The organism is Nocardia sp. NPDC088792, assembly GCF_044750615.1.
Taxonomy (GTDB): domain Bacteria; phylum Actinomycetota; class Actinomycetes; order Mycobacteriales; family Mycobacteriaceae; genus Nocardia.
Window position 1 is genome coordinate 885,033 of the sequence record NZ_JBIVKC010000001.1, and the last position, 21,314, is coordinate 906,346.

Annotated in this window: 21 protein-coding genes; 8 read left to right on the forward strand and 13 right to left on the reverse strand. The window is 68.6% G+C overall.

Annotated elements, in window-relative coordinates; all coding sequences use genetic code 11:
* Positions 1 to 57 precede the first annotated feature (57 nt).
* Both ACIP5Y_RS04345 and ACIP5Y_RS04350 read right to left on the reverse strand, forming a co-directional pair.
* On the reverse strand, positions 58 to 717 hold the full coding sequence (locus tag ACIP5Y_RS04345) for a response regulator (RefSeq protein ID WP_397002926.1): 660 nt from the start codon (positions 715 to 717) through the stop codon (positions 58 to 60).
* A gap of 108 nt (positions 718 to 825) precedes the next feature.
* Positions 826 to 2,031: a sensor histidine kinase gene (locus ACIP5Y_RS04350; protein ID WP_400347465.1), complete on the reverse strand. Its 1,206-nt coding sequence runs from the start codon at positions 2,029 to 2,031 to the stop codon at positions 826 to 828.
* A 166-nt stretch (positions 2,032 to 2,197) separates the two neighbouring features.
* Between ACIP5Y_RS04350 and ACIP5Y_RS04355 the strand changes: the two genes are divergently transcribed.
* Positions 2,198 to 2,965: a hypothetical protein gene (locus ACIP5Y_RS04355; RefSeq protein WP_400347467.1), complete on the forward strand. Its 768-nt coding sequence runs from the start codon at positions 2,198 to 2,200 to the stop codon at positions 2,963 to 2,965.
* A complete protein-coding gene (locus ACIP5Y_RS04360) occupies positions 2,962 to 4,644 on the forward strand; it encodes an alpha/beta-hydrolase family protein (protein ID WP_400347469.1) in 1,683 nt (560 codons plus the stop codon). Before ACIP5Y_RS04355 ends, ACIP5Y_RS04360 begins: the two co-directional genes overlap by 4 nt.
* Before the next feature lie 3 nt (positions 4,645 to 4,647).
* On the opposite strand, the gene ACIP5Y_RS04365 is transcribed toward ACIP5Y_RS04360, so the two are convergent.
* The 3 genes from ACIP5Y_RS04365 to gatC all read right to left on the reverse strand — a co-directional run bounded on the left by ACIP5Y_RS04365 (position 4,648) and on the right by gatC (position 8,720).
* Entirely contained in the window at positions 4,648 to 6,816 is a 2,169-nt protein-coding gene (locus tag ACIP5Y_RS04365) for an ADP-ribosylglycohydrolase family protein (RefSeq protein ID WP_400347470.1), read from the reverse strand.
* Positions 6,817 to 6,954: 138 nt separating this feature from the next.
* A complete protein-coding gene (gene gatA / locus ACIP5Y_RS04370) occupies positions 6,955 to 8,424 on the reverse strand; it encodes an Asp-tRNA(Asn)/Glu-tRNA(Gln) amidotransferase subunit GatA (protein WP_400347472.1) in 1,470 nt (489 codons plus the stop codon).
* Positions 8,421 to 8,720: an Asp-tRNA(Asn)/Glu-tRNA(Gln) amidotransferase subunit GatC gene (gene gatC, locus ACIP5Y_RS04375; protein ID WP_397002943.1), complete on the reverse strand. Its 300-nt coding sequence runs from the start codon at positions 8,718 to 8,720 to the stop codon at positions 8,421 to 8,423. The genes gatA and gatC overlap by 4 nt, the downstream gene beginning before the upstream one ends.
* A 243-nt stretch (positions 8,721 to 8,963) precedes the next feature.
* On the opposite strand from gatC, the gene ACIP5Y_RS04380 reads away from it, so the two are divergent.
* The gene (locus ACIP5Y_RS04380) at positions 8,964 to 9,614 is read left to right on the forward strand and encodes an amino acid-binding protein (protein WP_400347474.1); all 651 of its coding nucleotides are present in this window, start codon (positions 8,964 to 8,966) and stop codon (positions 9,612 to 9,614) included.
* Between the two features lie 84 nt (positions 9,615 to 9,698).
* On the opposite strand, the gene ACIP5Y_RS04385 is transcribed toward ACIP5Y_RS04380, so the two are convergent.
* Complete coding sequence (locus ACIP5Y_RS04385; RefSeq protein WP_400347475.1) at positions 9,699 to 11,285, reverse strand: hypothetical protein; 1,587 nt, start codon at positions 11,283 to 11,285, stop codon at positions 9,699 to 9,701.
* Between the two features lie 117 nt (positions 11,286 to 11,402).
* Between ACIP5Y_RS04385 and ACIP5Y_RS04390 the strand changes: the two genes are divergently transcribed.
* Positions 11,403 to 12,002 (forward strand): TetR/AcrR family transcriptional regulator, encoded by a 600-nt coding sequence (locus tag ACIP5Y_RS04390; protein ID WP_400347477.1) that lies wholly within the window; start codon positions 11,403 to 11,405, stop codon positions 12,000 to 12,002.
* A 96-nt stretch (positions 12,003 to 12,098) separates the two neighbouring features.
* Positions 12,099 to 12,911, forward strand: coding sequence for a PIG-L family deacetylase (locus ACIP5Y_RS04395; RefSeq protein WP_400347479.1), 813 nt, complete (start codon positions 12,099 to 12,101; stop codon positions 12,909 to 12,911).
* 11 nt (positions 12,912 to 12,922) lie between these two features.
* Here the strand turns inward: ACIP5Y_RS04395 and ACIP5Y_RS04400 are convergent, their stop codons facing one another.
* Together ACIP5Y_RS04400 and ACIP5Y_RS04405 are read right to left on the reverse strand one after the other, a co-directional pair.
* Positions 12,923 to 13,642: a DUF4232 domain-containing protein gene (locus ACIP5Y_RS04400; RefSeq protein ID WP_400347481.1), complete on the reverse strand. Its 720-nt coding sequence runs from the start codon at positions 13,640 to 13,642 to the stop codon at positions 12,923 to 12,925.
* 184 nt (positions 13,643 to 13,826) lie between these two features.
* Positions 13,827 to 14,480 carry a TetR/AcrR family transcriptional regulator gene (locus ACIP5Y_RS04405; RefSeq protein ID WP_400347482.1) on the reverse strand — a complete coding sequence of 218 codons (654 nt, stop codon included), beginning with the start codon at positions 14,478 to 14,480 and terminating at the stop codon, positions 13,827 to 13,829.
* A 115-nt stretch (positions 14,481 to 14,595) separates the two neighbouring features.
* Here ACIP5Y_RS04405 and ACIP5Y_RS04410 point away from each other — a divergent pair, with 115 nt between their 5' ends.
* The gene (locus tag ACIP5Y_RS04410; RefSeq protein WP_400347484.1) at positions 14,596 to 15,540 is read left to right on the forward strand and encodes an alpha/beta hydrolase fold domain-containing protein; all 945 of its coding nucleotides are present in this window, start codon (positions 14,596 to 14,598) and stop codon (positions 15,538 to 15,540) included.
* 85 nt (positions 15,541 to 15,625) lie between these two features.
* Here the strand turns inward: ACIP5Y_RS04410 and ACIP5Y_RS04415 are convergent, their stop codons facing one another.
* Positions 15,626 to 17,362 (reverse strand): alpha/beta fold hydrolase, encoded by a 1,737-nt coding sequence (locus tag ACIP5Y_RS04415; RefSeq protein ID WP_400347486.1) that lies wholly within the window; start codon positions 17,360 to 17,362, stop codon positions 15,626 to 15,628.
* 103 nt (positions 17,363 to 17,465) lie between these two features.
* Between ACIP5Y_RS04415 and ACIP5Y_RS04420 the strand changes: the two genes are divergently transcribed.
* Together ACIP5Y_RS04420 and ACIP5Y_RS04425 are read left to right on the forward strand one after the other, a co-directional pair.
* The gene (locus ACIP5Y_RS04420; RefSeq protein ID WP_400347487.1) at positions 17,466 to 18,914 is read left to right on the forward strand and encodes a carboxylesterase/lipase family protein; all 1,449 of its coding nucleotides are present in this window, start codon (positions 17,466 to 17,468) and stop codon (positions 18,912 to 18,914) included.
* 58 nt (positions 18,915 to 18,972) lie between these two features.
* Positions 18,973 to 19,779, forward strand: a complete 807-nt coding sequence (locus tag ACIP5Y_RS04425) for an LLM class flavin-dependent oxidoreductase (protein WP_400349122.1) — start codon at positions 18,973 to 18,975, stop codon at positions 19,777 to 19,779.
* On the opposite strand, the gene ACIP5Y_RS04430 is transcribed toward ACIP5Y_RS04425, so the two are convergent.
* The 4 genes from ACIP5Y_RS04430 to ACIP5Y_RS04445 form a co-directional block, all read right to left on the reverse strand.
* On the reverse strand, positions 19,780 to 19,887 hold the full coding sequence (locus ACIP5Y_RS04430) for a limonene-1,2-epoxide hydrolase family protein (RefSeq protein WP_400347489.1): 108 nt from the start codon (positions 19,885 to 19,887) through the stop codon (positions 19,780 to 19,782).
* Entirely contained in the window at positions 19,884 to 20,225 is a 342-nt protein-coding gene (locus ACIP5Y_RS04435; RefSeq protein ID WP_400347491.1) for a hypothetical protein, read from the reverse strand. The genes ACIP5Y_RS04430 and ACIP5Y_RS04435 overlap by 4 nt, the downstream gene beginning before the upstream one ends.
* A 104-nt stretch (positions 20,226 to 20,329) precedes the next feature.
* Positions 20,330 to 20,884 (reverse strand): GNAT family N-acetyltransferase, encoded by a 555-nt coding sequence (locus ACIP5Y_RS04440; RefSeq protein WP_400347493.1) that lies wholly within the window; start codon positions 20,882 to 20,884, stop codon positions 20,330 to 20,332.
* Positions 20,885 to 20,904: 20 nt separating this feature from the next.
* Positions 20,905 to 21,270 (reverse strand): VOC family protein, encoded by a 366-nt coding sequence (locus tag ACIP5Y_RS04445; RefSeq protein ID WP_400347495.1) that lies wholly within the window; start codon positions 21,268 to 21,270, stop codon positions 20,905 to 20,907.
* Positions 21,271 to 21,314: the final 44 nt, after the last annotated feature.

The window sequence follows — 21,314 nt, forward strand, 5'->3', positions numbered from 1 at the left end:
CCCCTTCCGGTGACGTACAAGTCCGTGAGCCTACCGTCTGCGCGTCTCGCGGACGGCTCAGCCGGGAGTCACCAATCCGGACTCGTACGCCAGTACCACGGCCTGTGCCCGGTCGCGCAGATTCAGCTTCGTGAACACCTTCGACACATGCGTCTTCACGGTTTGCTCCGCCACGAAAAGAGATTCCGCGATCTCGGCATTCGACATGCCGCGGGCCACCAGTTCCAGCACTTCCCGCTCCCGCGGGGTCAGCACCGACAACGCGGGCGCGGGGGCCCGGCGAGCCCGGCGGCGGGTGACGTCCGCGATCAACCGCCGCGTCACGGTAGGCGCAAGCAGCGCGTCCCCGGCCGCCACCACCCGCACCGCGCGCACCAGTTCCTCCGCGGGCGCGTCCTTGAGCAGAAACCCGCTCGCCCCGATGCCGAGCGCCTCGTACACGTAATCGTCGATATCGAAGGTGGTCAGCATGAGTACCCGCACCGGCGGATCGAACGCCGCCGACAAAATGGCCCGCGCAGCGTCCAGCCCGTTCATCTCGGGCATGCGCACATCCATCAGCACCACATCGGGCCGCAGCCGTTTCGCTTCCGCCACAGCGGCTTTCCCGTCCGCGGCATCCCCGATCACACTGATATCGGGTTGCGCGGCAAGCAATGCCCCGAATCCCTGCCGGACCATCGCCTGGTCATCGGCGATCAACACCGTTATCGCCACAGTCCCACCTCACGCACCCACACGAGTCTGCCATGCCGCGAATCCGACTGCTGCGGCATGACCGGTTCACGTGGGCGGCATGCGGTGGGATCGCTCTCCGGAAGGTGGTCAAGCGGCGAGCACGGACAGCGGTAGTTCGGCGCGGACTTCGAAGCCGCCGTCGGCGCGCGGGCCCGCGATGAGCATGCCCCCGACGGCGGCGGCGCGGGCCTGCATGCCCACGATGCCGCTGCCCGGCGCACCGGCGTGATGGTCCGCGCCGGGCGGCTGGTCCTGGGGCCTGGAGACGATCGGGTGGCCGTTGCCGACGACGAGCATCAGGCTGGTGCCGCACATGATCCGTACCTCGACGGGGGCGCCCTGGGCGTGGCGGCTGGCGTTGGCGAGGGACTCCTGGATGATGCGGTACAGGGCCAGGCCGGTGGTGTCGGGGACCGCGTCCAGGGCTCCGTCGATGGTCCAGGCGATGGGGACGCCCGCGCGGCGCGCTCCTTCGAGCAGGGCCAGCACGTCGGCGCCGGTGGGTTGGGGGGCGTGTTCGGGGAGTTGGCCGTCGCTGCGCAATACGCCGAGCAGGCCGCGGATTTCGTTGAGTGCCGCCCGGGCGCCGGTGCCGATGGATTCGAATTCGGCTCGTGCGTCGGCGGAGAGGCCCGGGATGCGGTAGGGGGCGGTTTGAGCCTGCACCACCACCATGGACATGTGGTGGGCGACCACGTCGTGCAGGTCGCGGGCGATGCGGGCCTTCTCCTCGAGGATGGCGCGGCGGGCGCGTTCGAGTTCGGTTTCCTCGGCCTGTTGCAGGAGCTGCCGGCGGGACAGCACCACCCAGCGGAGCAGCAGTCCGACCAGGACCAGGCCGGTGATGGCCAGTGGCCAGCCGAATCCGGCTTCGGCGAAACTGTCGGTTTGCGCCATGGTGGTGGCGAACAGGAGCGAGGTCGACAACCACACCACGCCCACGATCCGGATGGGCGCCCGGACCGCGACCGCGAACACCAGAATGAACAGCGACAGGATGTGGACCACCTGGAACGGCAGGTGGCTGCCGGGCTGATGCGGCACAGCCAGCGCGATCAGCAGGGCCGAACCGGCCGAAACCGCCCATCCCAGCGCGGGATTCACCCGGACCAGCAGGACGGGCAGCGCCGCGAACAGCGCGATGAACGGCATGGCCGCCGCCGGCACCTTGTGGGTCACATGCAGCGTCGGCCACGCCACCGCCATGAAGACGAAGGCCACCAGCAGCGTGAACCCATCGAAGACCTGACGACCGCGGGCCGTCCTCACCCTGTTACGCACTTCACCGACCATGACATCGACGGTAGAGAACTCGCGGTCCGCCCACGTCATACCCTCGGGTGATCTAGCACCCCCTACCGCGGTACCGGCCGGTACCGGCTCTCCCCCGGGCCGCTCATGCGGGAACGGCCCCGCAGCACGACGTGCCGGTCGAGCCCCGATTCCTAGCTTTTGAGCCATGGCAGCGAACACGCACGACACCGCTCAGGGCTCCGGCCCCCAGCCCGCGACGACCAGGTCCGCGGGTCGCGTCGCCCCGCTGGGCCGGGCCGGCACGCTCACCGCGGCAGCGGCCGTACTCTTCGCGGCGGCCGCGGTTTTCACTCCCATCCCGGCGAGCGCCGCGACCGCACCGGTTCCGGAGAACGCCGCGGCACGGGCGAGCATTCTGCAATCGGTTGCCACCCAACCCGATCCGAGCGTGATCCCCGCCGACTTCGCGGCCGAAGAGGGCTATCAGCCGGTGGTGCGGGACGGCATGCTCATCAACCCGAACGGTGACTGCTCCTCACCGGTGCCGCTGCCCTCGGAATTCGATCTCGCCTGCAAGGCTCACGATCTCGGCTACGACCTGCTGCGCTACGCGTCGAGCCACGGACAGCCGTTGGGACCGTGGGCGCGCCAGACCGCCGACGCCGGACTGGAGCGGCGCATGCACGCCGCCTGCGCGGACCGGACCGATGCCGTCTCGTACGCGCAGTGCCAGGTGATGGCCGGCATCGCCACCACCGCCGTCGACCTGAATTCGATCCGCCAGGGCTACGGCGTGCCGATCTACGAGTCGTTCTTCGAACCCGAACACGGCCACCCCTCCGAGGCGCGAATGCTCTGCGGCGCAGGCGCACTGGCCGTCCTCACCGCCGGCCTGGCCACCGCCGCCCGCGTGATCCTCCGCAACCGCCGAACCACTCGGACCGCCCCGCACGCAGCGGCGGTCCCGCTGTGACCACGATCCAGAAAGCCGAGGCCATGATGACCGGCGTCGACCGTACGGCGACCGAACCGAAAGAGTCGGCCGCACCGCGCAAGTCCGCAGAAGCGACCAGGTCCACGGCGTCGAACGGGGCGAGCGACCCGGACAGAGCCGCCACACCGAACGGACCCGTCGAACCGAACGGGGCCGCCGCGGCACACAGGCCGGCGGAGCTGAACGCGTCCACCGCACCGTACGGGTCGGCTACGCCGGATATGTCGGCCGTGCCGGATGGGCCTGTCACGCTGAAGCGATCCAAGGCGCCGGTGCGTCGATCGGATGGTGCGGGCGCATCGGACGCCGGATCACGGTGGGCGCGCGGACGATTCGCGCCGCCGCGGATCGGGTCTACGCTGGCCGTGACCGCCGCGGTGCTCGTATCACTGGCTCCGAGCCTGTTGCCACGCACGCCGGCGGCGCAGGCGGTGCTGACGGCCCTGCTCATGCTGATCGGCCTCGCGGTGGTGGGTGTCGGCCGAGCGGTCTTGCGGCGCATGGATATCGGGCGGACGTGGTCCGGGCGGTATGCGCTACCCGCCTTGGTGGCCGGGGTGCTCGCGAGTGCGGGGGCAATTGTCTATGCGCAGAACTGGCAGAACCAGCTTCGGGCCGCTATGCGGGTGGGGACCATCGGGCCGGTGTATTGGCTGCAGTGGATTCTGGTCACTGCGTTTCTTGTCGGTGTGATCGTGGGGGTCTGCCGGGGATTGCGGTGGACCGTACGGCGATTGGGGCGGGTGCGGAGTGCGGCGATCGGTGTGGCCGTGGCGCTGGCCATGCAGTTCGTGTTGATTCCGGCGGCGGTGCAGTGGCGGCAGGATGCGTACGAGGCGTCCAATTCCTTCGTGGATCCCGCGGTACCGCAGCCGGTTTCACCCGGTCGCTCGGGCAGTCCGGTGTCGATGGCCAGCTGGTCGTCGCTGGGCGCGGAGGGGCGGCGGTTCGTCGCCGGGACGCCGGCGCGGGCCGTACGGGTGTACGTGGGGCTGAATTCCGCGCCGACAGTGGATGCGCGGGTGGCGCTGGCGGTCCGGGAGTTGGAGCGGACCGGAGGCTTCGAGCGGGCGAATCTGGTGGTGACGGTGCCGACCGGGTCGGGCTGGATCGACGGGGATGCGGCGCGCGGGATGGACGAACGGTTCGGCGGCAATGTCGCGCTGGTCGGCTTGCAGTATTCGGACGCGCCCAGCTGGGTGACGTTCTTGTTCGGGCGCAGCGCTGCCGGGGAGTCGGCGCGGGCGCTCTTCCAGGCCGTGGCGCAACATATTTCGACCATGCCGCATCCGCCGAAGCTGTTCATGTACGGGCAGAGTCTGGGCGCGTTCGCCGGCAGCAAGGTCTTCGCCAGTGACGCCGACCAGGATCAACGCACCTGCGGTGTGCTGTGGGCGGGGCCGCCCGCCGGGCAGGTGAATCGCGGGCGCGCGGTGGTGCTGGCCAATGCCTCGGATCCGGTGGTTCGCTGGTCACCGCAGTTGATCTGGCGGGCGCCGGATCTCACCGGCACCCGGCCGGATGCGCCGGTCCCGCAGTGGATTCCGGTGGTCAGCTTCCTGCAGACCTCGGTGGATCTGTTGGGCGCACTGAGCGCGCCCCCCGGGCACGGTCACCGCTACGGCACCGATCAGGGCACCGCACTCCCCGACTGCTGAATATCAGGGCACCGCATTGCCGAATTGCGGAATGGTGGGACCGAACTCCTGCGCGAACTCGGTGGCGAGCCGGTCGATGACGGCGGCGGCGTCCAGGCGGGTGCGCCAGAGTTCGGGAATGGCGCGGATACCGAAACGGGTGCCGAGCAGGGCGCCGCAGATCTCGCCGGTGGCGTCGCTGTCGCCGGAGTGGTTGACCGACAACAGGACACCGCTGCGGAAGATCTGCTCCGGACTGCCGCCCGCGGACTCCGCGGACAGGGCGGCGTAGACGGCCATCGCCAATGCCTCGGGACCGATCACGCCGTAGCCGAGCTTCTCCACGGATTCGGGATCGGGCAATGCGCGGCCGGGACCCGAAGTCTCGTCGGCGAGCCGGACGGCCTGTGCCAGTGCGTGCGAGGTTTCCTCGTGATCGCGATGCCGGGCCAGTTCGGCGCGCGCTCGATCCAGCGCGGTGCGCAGGTCCAGGCCCCGCGACAGCCCGTACACGGTGGCGGCGAGCGTACCGGCGGGTAGCCAGCCACCCGGGTTGCCGTGCGTGAGCGCCGCTGCGTCACAAGCCAATTCGAACGAGTACTCCAGGGAGCCCGTGAATCCGCACGGCGCCGCGCGCACGACCGCCGCGCAGCCCTTGGAATCGTTGATCGGATTGTCCCGCGTCCCGAGCGGTGCCGCGGGCTGCTGCCGCAACGCCGCCTGCTGCATGGCCGCGGTGGTGGAGTGGGTCGGACCGCGGTAGCTCATGAGCTCCGGATAGCCGCCGAGCTTGCTGCGCAGCGGATACGGTTGCGGCGCAACGGCTTCGCCCTGGCCTTGCAGCCAGACCAGCAGCCCTTCTTGAATGAGCCCCACGGTCGCGCCGGTGGCGCCGGTGCGCGGCCCCGCATTACGGATGAGCGCTTCGGTGGTGAACAAGGTCAGCTGCGTCTCGTCGGAGATGCGGCCGCGGTAGGTATCGGGCGATCCGGTGACGCCGTGCATGCCGTACCGCTGCTGAATGTTCCGCAGCAGCATGGCCTCGATCGGCGCGCCCAGTGCATCCCCGACGGCGCCGCCGAGCAGACAGCCGAGCATCGCGTCATGAGTGGATCGCGTCGCGGGCGCGGGCGGACGCTCGGGCACCGGCCGATGGTCGGGCGCGGGCCGATCAGGGGCGGCGTTGTGGCGCGGCGCGGACCGCTGATCGGGCCGCAGTTCGGGGGCGAATTGCGTGTCCAGGAACGTCCGCGACTCGGGCGCGGAGTGCTGGTTGAGCACGGTGTGCTGATCGGGTCCGGTCTGCCGTTCCGAGGCGGGCGGGCGCGACGGCCGGTCGAGCGTCACCGGTGCGCTGGGCAGCGTGCGTGACGCCGCGAGCGCGAACTCCGAACAGGAGTCGTAGCGGTCCTCGGGGCGTTTCGCCATGCCCCGGGCCAGCACCTCGTCCAGGCCGGGTGGTAGGTCCGGGCGCAGGGCGCGGGCCGAGGGCGGAGGCTGTTGCAGATGCCCGAGCATGACGGCGGCGAGGGTGGGCGCGTCGAAGGGGCCGCGTCCGGTGAGCAGCCGGAATACGGTGCAGGCCAGCGAGTATTGGTCGGAGTGGGGGCCGAGCGGCCCGCCGCTGATCTGCTCCGGGGACGCGAACGCGACCGTTGCGTTGAGCATGCCGGTGCGGGTGAGGTGCGCGGTGTCGTCGAGCATGCGGGCAATGCCGAAGTCGCTCAACAGGACCCGCTCGCTGAATCCCGCGGCCGCGCCGGAGACGCTGGACAGCAGGATATTGGCGGGCTTCACGTCGCGGTGCAGCACTCCGCGCGCGTGCGCGTAGTCGAGCGCCCCCGCGGTCTGAATGGCGATCTGCACGGCCCGCTTCGGCGAGATGTCACGGATATCGACCGAGGCCCCGTCGACCCCGTCGACGAACTGCATGGCGATCCACAGTTGATCGTCCTCGGCCCCGCGGTCGAACACGGTGATGATGTTCGGGTGATCGAGCTGGGCGACCAGATCGGCCTCGCGTTCGAAGCGGATGCGGGTTTCGTTCTGGTCGAACATTTCCCGGTGCAGGATCTTGAGCGCGATCAATCGGGGCAGCCGGGGATGGCGCGCCGCGTATACCGAGCCCATGCCGCCCCGGCCCACTTCGCGCTCGATCACATAGCCCGCGAAGGACTCCCCGCGTCGCAACATATCCCCAAGAAAACCCTTCACGCCCGGAACAACCAGCCAGCCTACCGGGCGCGTCCGACGCGCCGACGGAAACGGCTCCCGGCCGAGCGGGCCGGGAGCCGAATCGCACTGCCCATCAGGACAATGCGGACGCTCGGATCAGGCGATCGGACCGCGCGCCGCCTCGTAGGCCGCGCCGACCCGGTACAGGCGGTCGTCGGCGAGGGCCGGCGCCATGATCTGCAGACCGACCGGCAGGCCGTCGTCGGCGCTGAGACCGGACGGCACAGACATGGCGCAGTGCCCGGCCAGGTTGGTGGGCAGCGTGCACAGGTCGGACAGGTACATGGCCAGCGGGTCGTTGACCTTCTCACCCAGCTTCCACGGGGTGAACGGGCTGGTCGGCGAGACCAGCACGTCGACGGTCTCGTAGGCCTTGCCGAAGTCCTGCGCGATCAGGTTGCGGACCTTGTTGGCCTGACCGTAGTAGGCGTCGTAGTAGCCGGCCGACAGCGCGTAGGTGCCGATCATGATGCGGCGCTTGACCTCCGGGCCGAGCCCGGCCTCACGGGTGAGCGACATGACCTGCTCGGCCGAATGCGTGCCGTCGTCGCCGACGCGCAGGCCGTACCGCATGGCGTCGAAGCGCGCCAGGTTGGACGACACCTCCGACGGCAGGATCAGGTAGTAGGCGGGCAGCGCGTATTCGAAGTGCGGACAGGACACCTCGATCACCTCGGCGCCGAGATCCTTCAGCTGCGCGACCGCGGCATCGAAGGAGGCGAGCACACCGGGCTGGTAGCTGTCGGAGTGAAGTTCCTTCACCACACCGACTTTCACGCCCTTCAGATCACCCTTCGCACCCGCGCGCGCGGCGGCCACGACGGGCGGCACCGGCACATTGCGGGAGGTGGAGTCCTTGGGGTCGTAGCCGGCGATGACCTCGTGCAGCAGCGCGGTGTCCAGCACGGTCCGGCCGCACGGGCCGCCCTGATCCAGCGAGGACGCGCACGCGACCAGACCGAAACGGGAGACCGTGCCGTAGGTGGGCTTGGTGCCGACGGTCGCGGTGACCGCGGCCGGCTGCCGGATGGAACCACCGGTGTCGGTGCCGATCGCGAGGGGCGCCTGATACGAGGCCAGCGCCGCCGCGGAGCCGCCACCCGAACCGCCCGGGATGCGGTCCTTGTCCCACGGGTTGCGGGTCGGGCCGTACGCGGAGTTCTCGGTGGAGGAGCCCATGGCGAACTCGTCCATATTGGTCTTGCCGAGAATCGGGATGCCGGCCGCGCGCAGCTTGGTGGTCAGCGTCGCGTCGTACGGCGACACCCAGCCCTCGAGCATCTTCGACCCGCAGGTGGTCGGCATGTCCGTGGTGGTGAAAACATCCTTGAGCGCCAACGGAACACCCGCCAGCGGCGAGACGACCTTGCCGTCCGCGACCTGCCGGTCCACCTCGGCGGCGGTCAGCAGCGCCTGCTCACCGGCGACGTGCAGGAAGGCGTTGATCTCCCCGTCGACCTCGGCGATGCGCTGGATGTGGGCCTCGGTGACCTCGACCGAGGAGACCGCACGCGAGTGGATCTTGTCCGCCAGCTCCGCCGCGGACAGCTTGGTCAGATTGCTCATTCGCCCTCTCCCAGAATCTGCGGAACCATGAACCGCTGTTCGTCCACGGCCGGAGCCATGGCGAGCGCCTGCTCGGGAGTCAGGCAGGGCTGCTCCACATCCGGGCGCGTCACATTGGTCTCCGGGTTCGGGGATGCGGTGGCGGGTACGTCGGCGGCGGCGACCTGCGAGATCTGAGCGACGTGGGTCAGGATGGAATCCAGCTGACCGGCGTACAGATCGAGTTCGTCGTCCGTCAGAGCGAGCCGGGACAACCGGGCGAGGTGAGCGACCTCGTCCCTGGAGATGGCGGGCACCGCGAGACCCCTTTCGGCATGGTTCGAGCATGGTGATCGGCAACCGACAGCCTAGTGGGTCGTGACCGGCTCCCCCGCACAGGAGTGGCCCGGACCGGCTACCGTCGATAGGTAACCGTTGGGTAAGTGGCCTACATCACCGCGGACGCTTCGATTCGATAACCCGCACTCGAGAGTGTAAGTATTGCGGGACTCGGGTATACGTCCGAAAGTGTCGGTCGCACAAGAAAGAAAGGAAGGCACGTGTCATACCTGCTTCGCGTGCAACTTCCGGATCGCCCAGGCAGCCTCGGGTCACTCGCACTCGCTCTGGGAACCGTCGGCGCCGATATCCTCTCGCTGGATGTGGTCGAACGCGGTGACGGCTTCGCGATTGACGACATCGTGGTGGAAGTGCCCCAGGGCGCCCTGCCCGACACCCTCATCACCGCGGCCGAATCCATCCACGATGTGCAGGTCGATTCGCTGCGCCCCTACTCCGGCATGCTCGACACGCACCGCGAGCTGGAGCTCATCGACCAGGTCGCCAATGCCCGCGACGACCGGCTGCAGGTGCTGGTCGACGGCGTACCGCGGGTACTACGCGTCGGCTGGTCCACCGTGATCGACATGGGACCCTCGGGCGCCTACCGCGTGGTCGGCTCCGGGTCCGCGCCCTCCACGCAGGCGGCTTCGGCGCCGTGGATGCCGCTGGAGAAGCCGTCGGTGCTCGACGGTGAAGGCGACTGGGTGCCGCAGCTGTGGCGAGACATGGACACCAAACTGGCGGCCGCACCGCTCGGCAATACCGGCAAGGTACTGCTGCTGGGTCGTCCGGGCGGACCGGACTTCCGGCCCTCCGAAGTGGCGCGGCTCGGTTACCTCGCCGGAATAATCGCTACCGTTCTCGGCTGAGCCGCAACGCCCATCTCACACTCCGCGACCCGCTCGGGGGTCGCGGAGTTCTTTCGTTCCGGAGAAGGCTTCGGCCGGAGCCGGTTACGGCCGCGGGCGGCGGTCGCAGTTTCCGGCGGGGTCCGAGGCGGGGCCTTCGAGACCGTCCAGGTTGTACCCGATGACGCGGTAGCAGCCCGGGTCGGTGGTGTCGCGCCAGGCGGGGGCGGCGTCGGTGGTGCAGTGGTCGCAGACGGTGTTCCAGCCGTCGGGGGTTTGCTTCTGGATGGTGTAGTCCGGTGCGCCTGCCGCACCCTGGAACAGGACGGCACCGTCGGCAGCGGAAGTGATGACCGGTGCCGGAACCGGTTGGTGGACAGGCGGGTCAGGGAAGCCGGCCATGCGGTAGGCATGGGCGCGCAGCAGTTGCGCGCGGGCGGCCATATCGGGCGCGGACATGGAAAGGGTGTCGACGCCGGTGTAGTAGAGCGCCCACCAGTTGCCGTCTTCACCCCACGCGCAGGTCGGTGTGCAGCGGGTATCGGCCGGGATGGGCTGCCAGCCATGGCCGTCGGCATGCGACTGCAACGCCCAGAAGTTGTCACCGGCGATGTTCGGATCGGTTTCCAAACCGGTCAGGAACTGATCGAGGGCGGCGGGGGTCAGGAAATCGGTGCTGTCCCAGCCGAATTCGAGCGGCGAGAAGACCTTGCCGGCGGCGACGGTCTGCGCGGCCTGCTGATGCAGGCCGGGTGCGGCGCCGTCGATGCGGTTGCCGTCGATGACGGGGGCCCAGTGCGGGTAGTACTCGGTGCCGTACACGTCTACGCCCGGAATCCGCAGCGCCGCAGGGTCGGTGCCGACACTGCTGATGTCCATGAACAACTGGCGGTCGTCGAGGGTGCGGAAGTAGCCGGACACGGTTCGCAGCCAGTTCACCACGTCCGCGCCCGGCACACCGTCGACGATGTCGAGGTCGTTGCCGTCGACCCAGCCGGCGAAGGTGGGGTCGTCCTTGTAGGCGAGTCCGGTGAGCGGGTTGACGTGGTCGAGTACGGCCCGCATGTGCTGCTCGTAGTCGCCGATCAGGTCGGGGTCGGTGAAGAACGCGTGCCCGCAATCGGCGCGCTGCCGCCACACGCAGTACCAGCCGTGGCTCTGGCCGAGTTGGCCGGGCGCGGGGGCGCCATTGCCGTCACCGTCGAATTCGCCGATGAGTTTGATGCCGTAGTTGCGCGCCTCGGCCACCACCAGGTCGATCTGCGCGAACGCGGCCGGATTGAATTGCCCGAGTGCGGGTTCCAGGCATTGCGGGCAGCCGACGGTGTCACCGAGGGTCTGCGCGCGCAGCACCGTCGCACCCATGTCCCGGGCCGTCGCCAGCGCGTCGTCGACCTCGTATTTCGTTGCGTAGCGGGCGCTTCCGGCAGGGATCGCCGCCGACGGGTCGGGGCCGTAGTTCATCAAGCCCAGCCATTCGACATTGGCGCCGGAGAAGCGGGAGTCCCGCCCGGCCACGCTGAGCCGGGAGCCGTCACGTTGCACGAAGCTGTCCCGGTATTGCGTCCCGGTCAGCTCCGCCACCTGCGCGAGCTGCCCCGGCTCCGCCTGCGCGAGCGGAACGGACCATAAGGCCGTGGCGGCGACCGCCAGCGTGACGCCGAATGCGGCGAGGATGCGATGTGGGCGCACAGGAACCTCTCACAGGATCGGGCGAGTCGGGAACCGCGCCTGCGGCGCCCATGGCGGCACGCTACCACGAAAACCCAGTACTCCTGTGTTTTCGTTTTGCCGGGGTACGGTCGGCTCATGTCCGAGACAACCGGCCGCGGCCCGTACGCGAAGGGGATCGCCCGCAGGCAGCAGATCCTGCGCGAAGCGCTCGCCGCCTACGCCGAAAGCGACAGCGCCGGACCGTCATTGCGGGCCATCGCCGAACGGGCCGGGCTCAGCGAACGCGGCCTGCTGCACTACTTTCCGGCCCGCGACGAGTTGCTGGTCGCCATCTTCGCCGAACGGGACACCGCCGACACCGCGGGTTTCGACCCCGACGCACCGGTCCAGGAGCTGCCCGCGATGCTCGCGCACACCGCCCGCACGCCGGGGCTGGTCCGGCTGCTGCTCGAGATGATCGCCGCCGCGACCGACGAAACCCACGCCGCACACCGGTACTTCACGCAGCGCTACCGCGGGATCCGCGACGTCATCGCACACCAGTTCCGCCGGTCCGCCGACCGGCCCGAACCTACGCCGCCGCCCGCGATCGACCCGGAATTCGCGGCCCGCATCCTCGTCGCCGCCTCCGACGGCCTGCAAGCCCAATGGCTGCTGCACCCCGGTATCGATCTCGAAGGCGACCTCGACCGGCTGACCCGGCTACTGCTGTCGGCCATCCCACCCGGGACCTAGACCCCGAACGGGGTTGCCGGAATCACTGCCGTGGGTCGCGGTGTTCGTTCGTAGAGTGAAAGCAACGTATCGCCGAGTGCATCAAGACAGGGACTCATGCCCGACCAACTGACGATCATGGCCGTACACGCCCATCCGGACGACGAGGTCATCGGCACCGGCGGGGTTTTCGCGCGGTATGCCGGCGAAGGCATCCGGACGGTCCTGGTGACCTGCACCAATGGTGAGCAGGGTGATGCGCCCGGCGGAATCAAGCCCGGTGAGCCGGGTCATGATCCGAATGCGGTACGGGCGCAACGACTCTCCGAACTTCAGGAGTCGGCGACCCTGCTGGGGATCGAGCACGTCGAACTGCTCGGCTATCACGACTCCGGGATGGTCGGCTGGGACGCCAACAACGATCCCGAGTCCTTCTGGAACGTCCCCGTCGCGCAATCGGCCGCCCGGCTCGCGGACCTCATGCGGCACTACCGTCCGCAGGTGGTCGTCACCTACGACGAAAACGGCAACTACGGTCACCCCGACCACATCCAGGCCAACCGCATCACCCTGGCGGCAGCGGCTGCCACCGAGATCCCGGACAAGCTCTACTACGCCACGATTCCGCGCGAGCCCTCCCGCGAGATGTTCGAGACTCTCCGGGCGAACGGCCTCACCGACTTCGAACCGCCGGAAGACTTCGGCACGCCGATGGAACTGATCACCACGGTCATCGACGTCGCCGCCTACGCCAAGCGCAAGCTGAAGGCCCTCGAGGCCCACAGCAGTCAGGCCGACAGCATGCCGTTCCTGCACATGCCCGCCGAACTCCAGCAGGCGATGTTCGGCACCGAAAGCTTCGTCCGCCACTACAACCGCGTCGCCGCCGCGCCCGCCCACGAGTCCGACCTCTTCGCCGGACTCCGCTGACCGGACCCGGTTCACGAGGTGATGGGGTGGATGACGACCGAGCAGGGGTGCATGCTGCCGGTCTCCACCGGTTGAGTCGCCGTCATATCGGGTGGAGTGACGTTGAGAGTGTGGGATATCGGGCAGGGGCGGCCATTGTCGGTGACGGTGCTTTCGACGATGGCATGAGCGGGCTGCCCGGGCTTGATCGTCACCTGCTGCGGGTTCGAGAAGCTGTGATCGGGGTTCTGACCGTAGACGGCGCTGTAGAGGGAGCGCGCGGCATGCACCCACTTGTCGCCCGGGGCCCACATGTCGACACCGGGGTAGCCGACCATCCAGCACGTGGTGTCGCCGGTGGTCTCGAAGATCAAATTGGTGCCGGTGTAGTTCTTGTTCGACCCTGACAGGTCCTCGGCGCGCACATGGATCTGACCGTTCGCGCATTCCGCGATGGGCGCGACCGTCGGCGTCGGCGCGGGATTCCCGGTCGGACCGCCGCCCGCCGGATCGCCGCCGCCGGAAGGCTGCCCACCACCGGAATCCGGCGCACCCCCGGAATCCTGCGCGGGTGCACTCGTAGGCGCCGGCGTCCCACCCGAACCTGTCGGACCGCCCGCCGGAACCGAGGCCGACACGGTGGCCGGACCCGGCGAAAGCGATACCGTCCCACTCCCGTTCGCGGTGCACCCGGCGGTCACCGCTACCAGCATTCCGGCCAGCACTGCCCCGCCCACGGTATTTCGCTTCATGATGCGCTCCCTCATCCTGGCCATAACCCGTTGCGCCGCAACCCGATCGGCGACAACCGCTGCGACGACTGATATATCCGCGAAACCGCCGTGGATGTTAGCGAACAAGGGCGTTCCCCATTGCCGTCGAAAGTCGGGGCTTTACAGCGGTTTCCGCTCGCCCCGACGCCGACGCGCCTCCGTATCAGGGAATTTCGGCTTCGATCCGGGCGAGGTGGGCGGCGAGGATCTCCTCGAATGCGGCGCGGCGGTCGGCGCCGAGCGGGCGGATCTCGCGAGCGAAGTGGGACAGGGCGGGGAAGCGGCCGGGGTCGGCGCCGAGCACGGCGACCCGGAACTGTTCCATGCCTTGCTCGTACTCGTCGGGGGTGAGGGTGCCGATGCCGGCTTCGGAGGCGATCAGCGCGGCAATGAGGATCACGATCCGGTGGTAGTGGCGCGGAATCGCCGCATCGGGCAGGCCCGAGGCCCGCAGGGTCTGCAGCACCTCCTCCATGACCAGCCGGGAACCGGTGCCGCCGGAACCGTAGCGTCCCCAGATCGCGGCGAGCTGGGGGTGCCGGCCGAACGCCTCCCGCAGGCGCAGCGCCGCGACGGTGATGCGCTGCTTCCAGTCACCCTCGGGGTGGTAACCGTCCATGGCGGCCGCCAGGATCCGGTCGGCGACCGCGCGCAGTAGTTCGGTCTTGTTGCGGAAGTGCCGGTAAAGGCTGGAGGAGTCCGTCCCGAGCACCGCGGCAAGCTTGCGCACGCTGAACGTCTCGGCATCGCTCGTACGCAGCAGTTCCGCCGCCGTGTCCAGGATTTCCTCGGTCGACCAACGCCTGCGGCCTGCCATTTCGCCCCTCTCGTCACGGTCAGCATAACTTATGCACTTGCCGTTGCACGCAGTGCGTGCAACGCTGTGTGCATGGGTCGGCCGAGAGGCCTGACCGGGAGAAGGGACGGAAATCATGAGCGAGACCACTGCAGTGACGCGGCCGCCGGAGCCAGAGTTCTCGGCGATGACCACCGAGGAACTGATCGCCTACCGCGACGCGGAGAATCGCTGGCGGGCATCCAGCGCGGCATGGCCGTTCATCGGGGAACCGGACCCCGGGGCCACGATCGAGTGGCAGCGGCTGGCACTGCCGGGCCGCGACCTTCCCGTCCGGGTGTACCGGCCGGCGGCCGACACCCGAACGGACCTACCACTCGTAATCCACGTACACGGCGGCGGTTTCGTAGGTACGGCGGCGCAATGCGATTGGACCAACAGCCACCTCGCCGCCCACCTGCCCGCACTCGTCGTCTCGGTCGAACACCGCCTCGTCGACCCGGCCAACCCGCTCGCGAACGCCGCCGCCGACGGCTGGGACGTGCTCGGGCACATGCTGCGCCACGCCACGCAATGGGGCGCCGACCCATCGCGCACAGTCGTTTTCGGCGAGAGCTTCGGCGCGCTGATCACCGCCCTGACCGCGATCCGAGCACGTGAGACGGGCATCCGGCTCGCCGCGCAGGTGCTGGTCAATCCCGCAGTCGAGGTGACCGACACGATGTACGACTACCCCTCCATCGCCGAATACGCCTACAGCCCGACCCCCGCCCTGCCGGTACTGCGCCTCTTGCAGCGACTAGCCGTCCCGCCGGAAGCCGACGCCCGCGCATCCTCGCCCCTCTACGCGGACGACCTCAGCGGACTCGCCCCCGCACTGATCCTGGTGCCGACCCGGGACGCACTGGCCGATCACGGCCGCCGCTACGCCGAGCGCCTGCACGCCGCCAGGACATCTGTGCGGCTCACCGAGTACCCGGACGCACGGCACGCGTTCCTCACCCTGCCGGGCGTGGAACCGCAGGCCGGCGCCGCCCAGGCCGAGATCCTCGAATTCCTGCGCGCGGCCCTGGCCGTGTGATCCCGATCCGGAATTGCCGAGTCGCAGCGAATCCGCTTCCATCCGTGGGCATTACGAAGGATGCCCTGGCGAGGCTCTCACAGCCTCATCGAGAGTCGGGCTGACAGGTGGTGTCGGTATCCGGGAGTTGTTCGTGTGCAAGGCATTCGATGACCGCGGAGGTGGCGCAGGCGCTGATGCCGGGGATCGAACCGGGTAGGCCATTGGGCATGGTTTCCGGCAGCACGAGATGGCGTTGTACGCCGGAGACCGTGATGAGCCGGGAATCGGGGATCGCGGCGTGCACCGCTCGGGCTCCGGAGATCGGTGTCACCGGATCCTTCTCATTGCCGATCAGGAGGGCGGACGCGATGCGATCGAGCGGAACCGGGTTCGGATCGCGGTGTGGTTCCGGCCAGAAGGCGCAGGCCGCGGTGAAACCCATCCCGAGGTAAGTCAGCGGCGCTTGGGTCGCGAGTTGTTGTGCGGCGGTGACGATCTCGTCGAGATCATGGCTCCAGCCGGCCTCGTTACAGTTGCGTGCCGTCCACCAGCCGACACGGGAGCCGGCTTCCAGAAGGTGCTCACCGAACACATCGATGAGTGGCGACACACGAAAGGTCATGGCCACGTTCAACAATGCGCCGAGAGTGGGGTGATCCATCGCGGCGCGCAGGGTGAGCAGCTTCTGCTCCAAGGCCTCATACGGCCCGTTGTCGACGCCGAAAAGGACTGTGTTCAAGTCGTTTCCGCTGAATGTCCGATCGAGGGGCAGCGCGAGCGGGTGGGCCGTCAGGTCGGCGCGCATCCGGGTCAGCGCGGCGAGGACGGCGTCACGACTGTCCCCGAAGGGCGTGGCGCGGGTGGCGAGCCAGGGCGCGAAGTCGCCCTCGATTGCCCGCTGCTGCTGCAGGACTCGGTCTCGCAGGCCGTCAGCGAGGGAGGGGGCCGGATCGCTGATCGAGTCGAGCACCATCCGGTCGACCTGTCCCGGGAACGTGCGCGCCAACTCCAACCCGAGCTCGGTGCCTTGCGAGGCGCCGAGGTAGCTCCACGTCGGCGCGTTCAGCAGCGATCGCACCAGATCCAGGTCCCGCACCGTCTGCCAGTAGTCGACGGCGCCGAGAGTGCTTCCGCCGGAAGGGGTCCGCGCCGACCTGTCCACGCACGACTGAATCCACGCTTTCGCCTGCGACAGCTGCCGCTGCACCGACACCGGCGAGAAATCGAGGATATCGGCGCCGTCATTGCGGCCGGTCGCCAGCAGCTGCGGATCGCCGGAACTGTTCTCGTCACAGTCGGCCGCGGTACTCGACAGCCTGGTGCCACGCGCGTCGAATCCGATGAGGTCATAGGAGTCACGCAGCTCCGGAAGCGCGGTGGCCCACTGGATCGGGTTCAGCATCGTGCCCGCCCCGGGACCGCCCGTAGTGGTCAGCAGCGGACGCCTAGCGCCCCGCCCCGGCAGCCGCGAAATCTCGAAACTCGCGGACGGCCCCGCGGGATCCGACCAATCCAGCGGCGTCCGCACGCTCGCACATTCCAGCCCGTCGAGCAGCGCCGTACGCGCCGCAGCGGGCACCTGCCCGTCCAGCAAGTCCTGGAGACCTGTTGCGGCACACGGCTTCCACTCCAGACGCTGCGCCGCGATGTCCGCCGGCACCGGTGACGGTTGGCCCGGATCAGCTGTGCGGGTCAGCGGTGGCGGCCCGAATTCGAGGTTGTAGCCGCCGCTGTCGGCGTCGGCATACCCACTCGAAAGGCCGAGTGTAAGAACCAGAGCCGATATCGCCGCAGCACTGTTTCGGAAGACGGCAACGCCACGTAGTACGGAAATCCTCATCGAACAGACGTCTTCACCTGACGCAAAACTGTTACACAACACGGCGCGCGGTCGATTCGGCGTATTAGAGTTCGGTAAGCGCGAAGACCGAGGGGGTCACCCTATGGATGTCGTCGTCCGCACCGAATGTGGTGCCGTACAAGGTGAGTCGGGGCAGGGGTATTCGGCCTTCCGGGGCATTCCGTATGCCGCGCCGCTGGACGGCGCCCGCCGTTTCCTGGCGCCGGAGCCGGCGCGGGAATGGGAGGGGGTGCGCGATGCGCGGGCGTTCGGGTCCGCGGTTCCGCAGCCCATTCTCTGGCATCCCGGTGACGATCCGGAATGCCTCACCGTCAATGTGTGGACCCCTGATATCACCTCTTCGGGGATGCCGGTCGTGGTGTGGCTGCACGGCGGCGCGTGTATGGGCGGTACCGCCGCCACCACCGATTTCGACGGCGTGGCTTTCGCTGCCGCGGGAATCGTGCTGGTGACAGTGAATTACCGGGTGGGGTACGAGGGTTTCGGCTGGGTCGAGGACATGCCGTGCAACCGCGGTGTGCTCGATCAGATCGCCGCACTGCGATGGGTGCGTGACAATATCGCCGCCTTCGGTGGCGACCCGGACGCGGTGACGCTGCTCGGCCAGTCGGCCGGCGCCTCGTCGATCGTGGGCCTGCTGGCCGGGAATCGCGCGCCGGGGCTGTTCCGGCGCGGGATCGCGCAGAGCCCGGGAAAGATCTTCGTCCCCGCCGACGAGGCCCGTGCCGTGTCGGCGATGATCACCGCGCAACTCGGCGTCCGCCCGACGGCCGACGCGCTGGCCGCGATACCGTCCGAGGCGATCCACGCGGTGCAGATGACCCCGGTGACCGTGATGTCGGCCGAACCGGCCCGGTGGACCCTTCCGCACGCGCCGTACTCGCTCGTCATCGACAACGACCTGTTCGACGCCCCACCGTGGATCGGCTGGTGCGCAACCGGAACGCGCCGGGAAGTGATCTGCGGGTACACCACCGACGAGGCCCGCATGTTCACCGTCGACGCGGATCTGTCGGCGATCGATCCCATCGATACCGCCCGCGCCTGCGGTCTGGACGCGAGCGCGGTCCGCGATTACCGCACCGGGAATCCGGGCATCACCGACGACGACCTGCACGCCTTGATCCTCTCCGATGCCCTGTTCCGGATGCCCGCCCTGTGGTGCGCCGAAGCCGCTGCCGAAACGGGAACCGGCACCTACCTTTACGAATTCGCGTGGCCCAGCCCAGCGCGCGATGGTGCGCTGGGCGCCTGCCACGGCCTCGATGTCCCCTTCACCTTCGACACCCCGCACGGCCCCCTCGCCGCCGACCTCATCGGCCGGCAGGTTCCGCCCGACTTCACTGACCTGTCGACCGCCATGCGCGATGCCTTCGCCGCCTTCGCCACCACCGGCGACCCCGGCTGGCCACGGTTCGACCCCGCCGAACGAATCCGCCGCATCTGGAAAACCTCACCCGAACTGGGCACCCACTCCCTGTCGACCTCCCGCCGCAGCTGGCGTTCATCGGAAGATCGACCGCACCGATGAATTCCGGGTGCAGGTGTCGTCGGTTCCTCTGGGTGGACCGGATGACAGGAGTTCAGATATGACGAGGGCGTTTCGATTCGGGGTTGTCGCTCCGCTCAGGTCGGATGTGGCGACGTGGCGGGATCGCGTGCGGCGGATCGCCGACAGCGGCTATTCGACGCTGTTGGTGCCGGACTTCCCGCAGCTGCAGCCGGCGCCCGGGCCGATGCTGGCTACCGCCGCGGCGCTGACCGATTTGCGGGTGGGCACGTGGGTGTATGCCTCTCCGCTGCGTCCGGCTTGGCTGGCGGCGTGGGAGGCGCATTCGTTGTCGCTGCTGACCGAGGGGCGGTTCGAGATGGGCATCGGCACCGGCAGGCCGGGGATCGAGGATGAGCTGCGCGACAAGGGAATGCCTGCCGTACCGCCGCCGTCCGAGCGACTGGCCCAGGTACGGGAGACCATCGAGCGGCTGCGCGATCTCGACGGTCCTGATCGTCACACGCCCGTCGCGATGGCTGTTATCGGTCCGAAGGCGCGGGCGTTGGCGGCGGAGGTCGCGGACACGGTCACCTTCGTGCTGGGGGATCAGCCTCGGGGCGAAGTCGCGCGGCTGGCAGGCGAATTCCGCACCCGCAGCGATGCCGAACTCGCGCTCGCCGTGCCAGTTATCGGTAAGGCCGTCGCGCCGCATATGGCGCGCCCCGATACCGACACCGCTGCGCTTCATGTGGCGGACGCGATGACCGTGCTGCCGGATGATCCGGTGGCCGCCGCCGAGGAAATCCAGCGGCGACGCGAGGAGATGGGCTTCTCCTACTTCATCTTCGGTGCCGACTTCGCCGACCGGTTCGCTCCGATCGTCGCCGAGCTCGCCGGACGTTAGTCATCCCATCCGGCTGGTGAACTGGTTCACGTCGAAGTAGTCCCGCCAGGCGCTGATCCTGCCGTCCCTGACCTCGAAGGTCCCCATGACCGGAAGCGTGAAGATCATATGCAGAACAGCGGACTTGGGTGCGTAAGCACGTACGAGACCGCGCAGGCGGAAACGACCCCCGCCGCTCCGGCCAGGGTGATCGTCGCTGCGGACGGACGCGCCACGGCGACACCGATGAAAGGCGCCGCCCACAACAGGGCGGCGCCGATCAGTAATGGAATTCCACTCGGGTTCAACTGCGGATGCGCGTAGGCGTCCTTTTCACATCGCGGGTCCGATACCGCCGCAGCGCCGATGAACAGCAGGACCGCGCCGACGTAACGAACCCAGATGACCGTCGCAGCGGCGGCGAGTAGCCAGACCCGGACACTCCGGCGTCGTGCAGAAATCGTCATGCACCGAGTGTCATCGCCGCCGCTCCGACGCGAATGAGGGAATCTACTCGATTCGACTCCTCAGTAATACCCGTTGCCGCCCAACAGAAGTCGAGGGGCAGACGTCACAGCTGCTGGGCGCGCCATTGCGGTGCGAGCACCGACCATATCTCGAGGTCGAAGCGTTTTCCGCGGTGCAGCACGGCCTCGCGGAGGACGCCGTCGCGGGTCATGCCCAGTCGGCGGGCCACCGCGATGCTCGCCTGGTTGTCCGCCTTGACCTGCCACTCCACCCGGTGCGCGCCCCGGGTCCGCACCGCCCAATCGATGATCAGGCGGGCGGCCCGGGTGGCGAGTCCCTGCCCGGTGCCCGCCGGCTCGAGCCAGCAGCCCACCTCGACGACTCCGTGCTCGAAATCCATCCGGCGGAACAGCACACCGCCCACGAGGGTGTCACCGGTCCAGATGCCGTAGATCCGGCCGGTGTCGGTGGCCGTTTTGTCCGCGTACGCGCGCAGCAGTGCCCGGCTGGAGTCCAGATCCGTTGCGCGGTCGGCGAAGCCGATGTACCGGCCGATGAACTCCCTGCCCCGATCGAGGTGGGCCAGGAACTCCTCGGCGTGCCACGGTTCGAGCGGGCACAGGCGTGCGCCGTCGGCGCCGAGTGGGACCGAGAACATCACGAATCTCCCTGATCCGGTCAGTCGAGGCAGAACTCGTTGCCCTCGATGTCCTGCATTACGAGGCACGATTCGTTGACGCCGTCGGCGCGCAGTAGTTCCACGCGTACCGCGCCGAGGGCGACCAGTCGTGCGCATTCGGATTCGAGTGCGGTGACGCGCTCTTCACCCACGAGGCCGGTGCCGACCCGCACGTCGATATGTACCCGATTCTTGACGACCTTCGCTTCGGGAACGCGCTGGAAGTACAGGCGCGGGCCCACGCCTGCGGGATCGACGCCTGCCGTGCCCTGGTGCTCGTATCCCAATACCTCGCACCAGAAACGAGCGACGCGCTCGGGTTCCGAGCAGTCGAAGGTGACCTGGATCTGTTTGATCGATGCCATCGGTCAAACATAGAGACGATCGAACGCGATGGCCATTTTGCGCA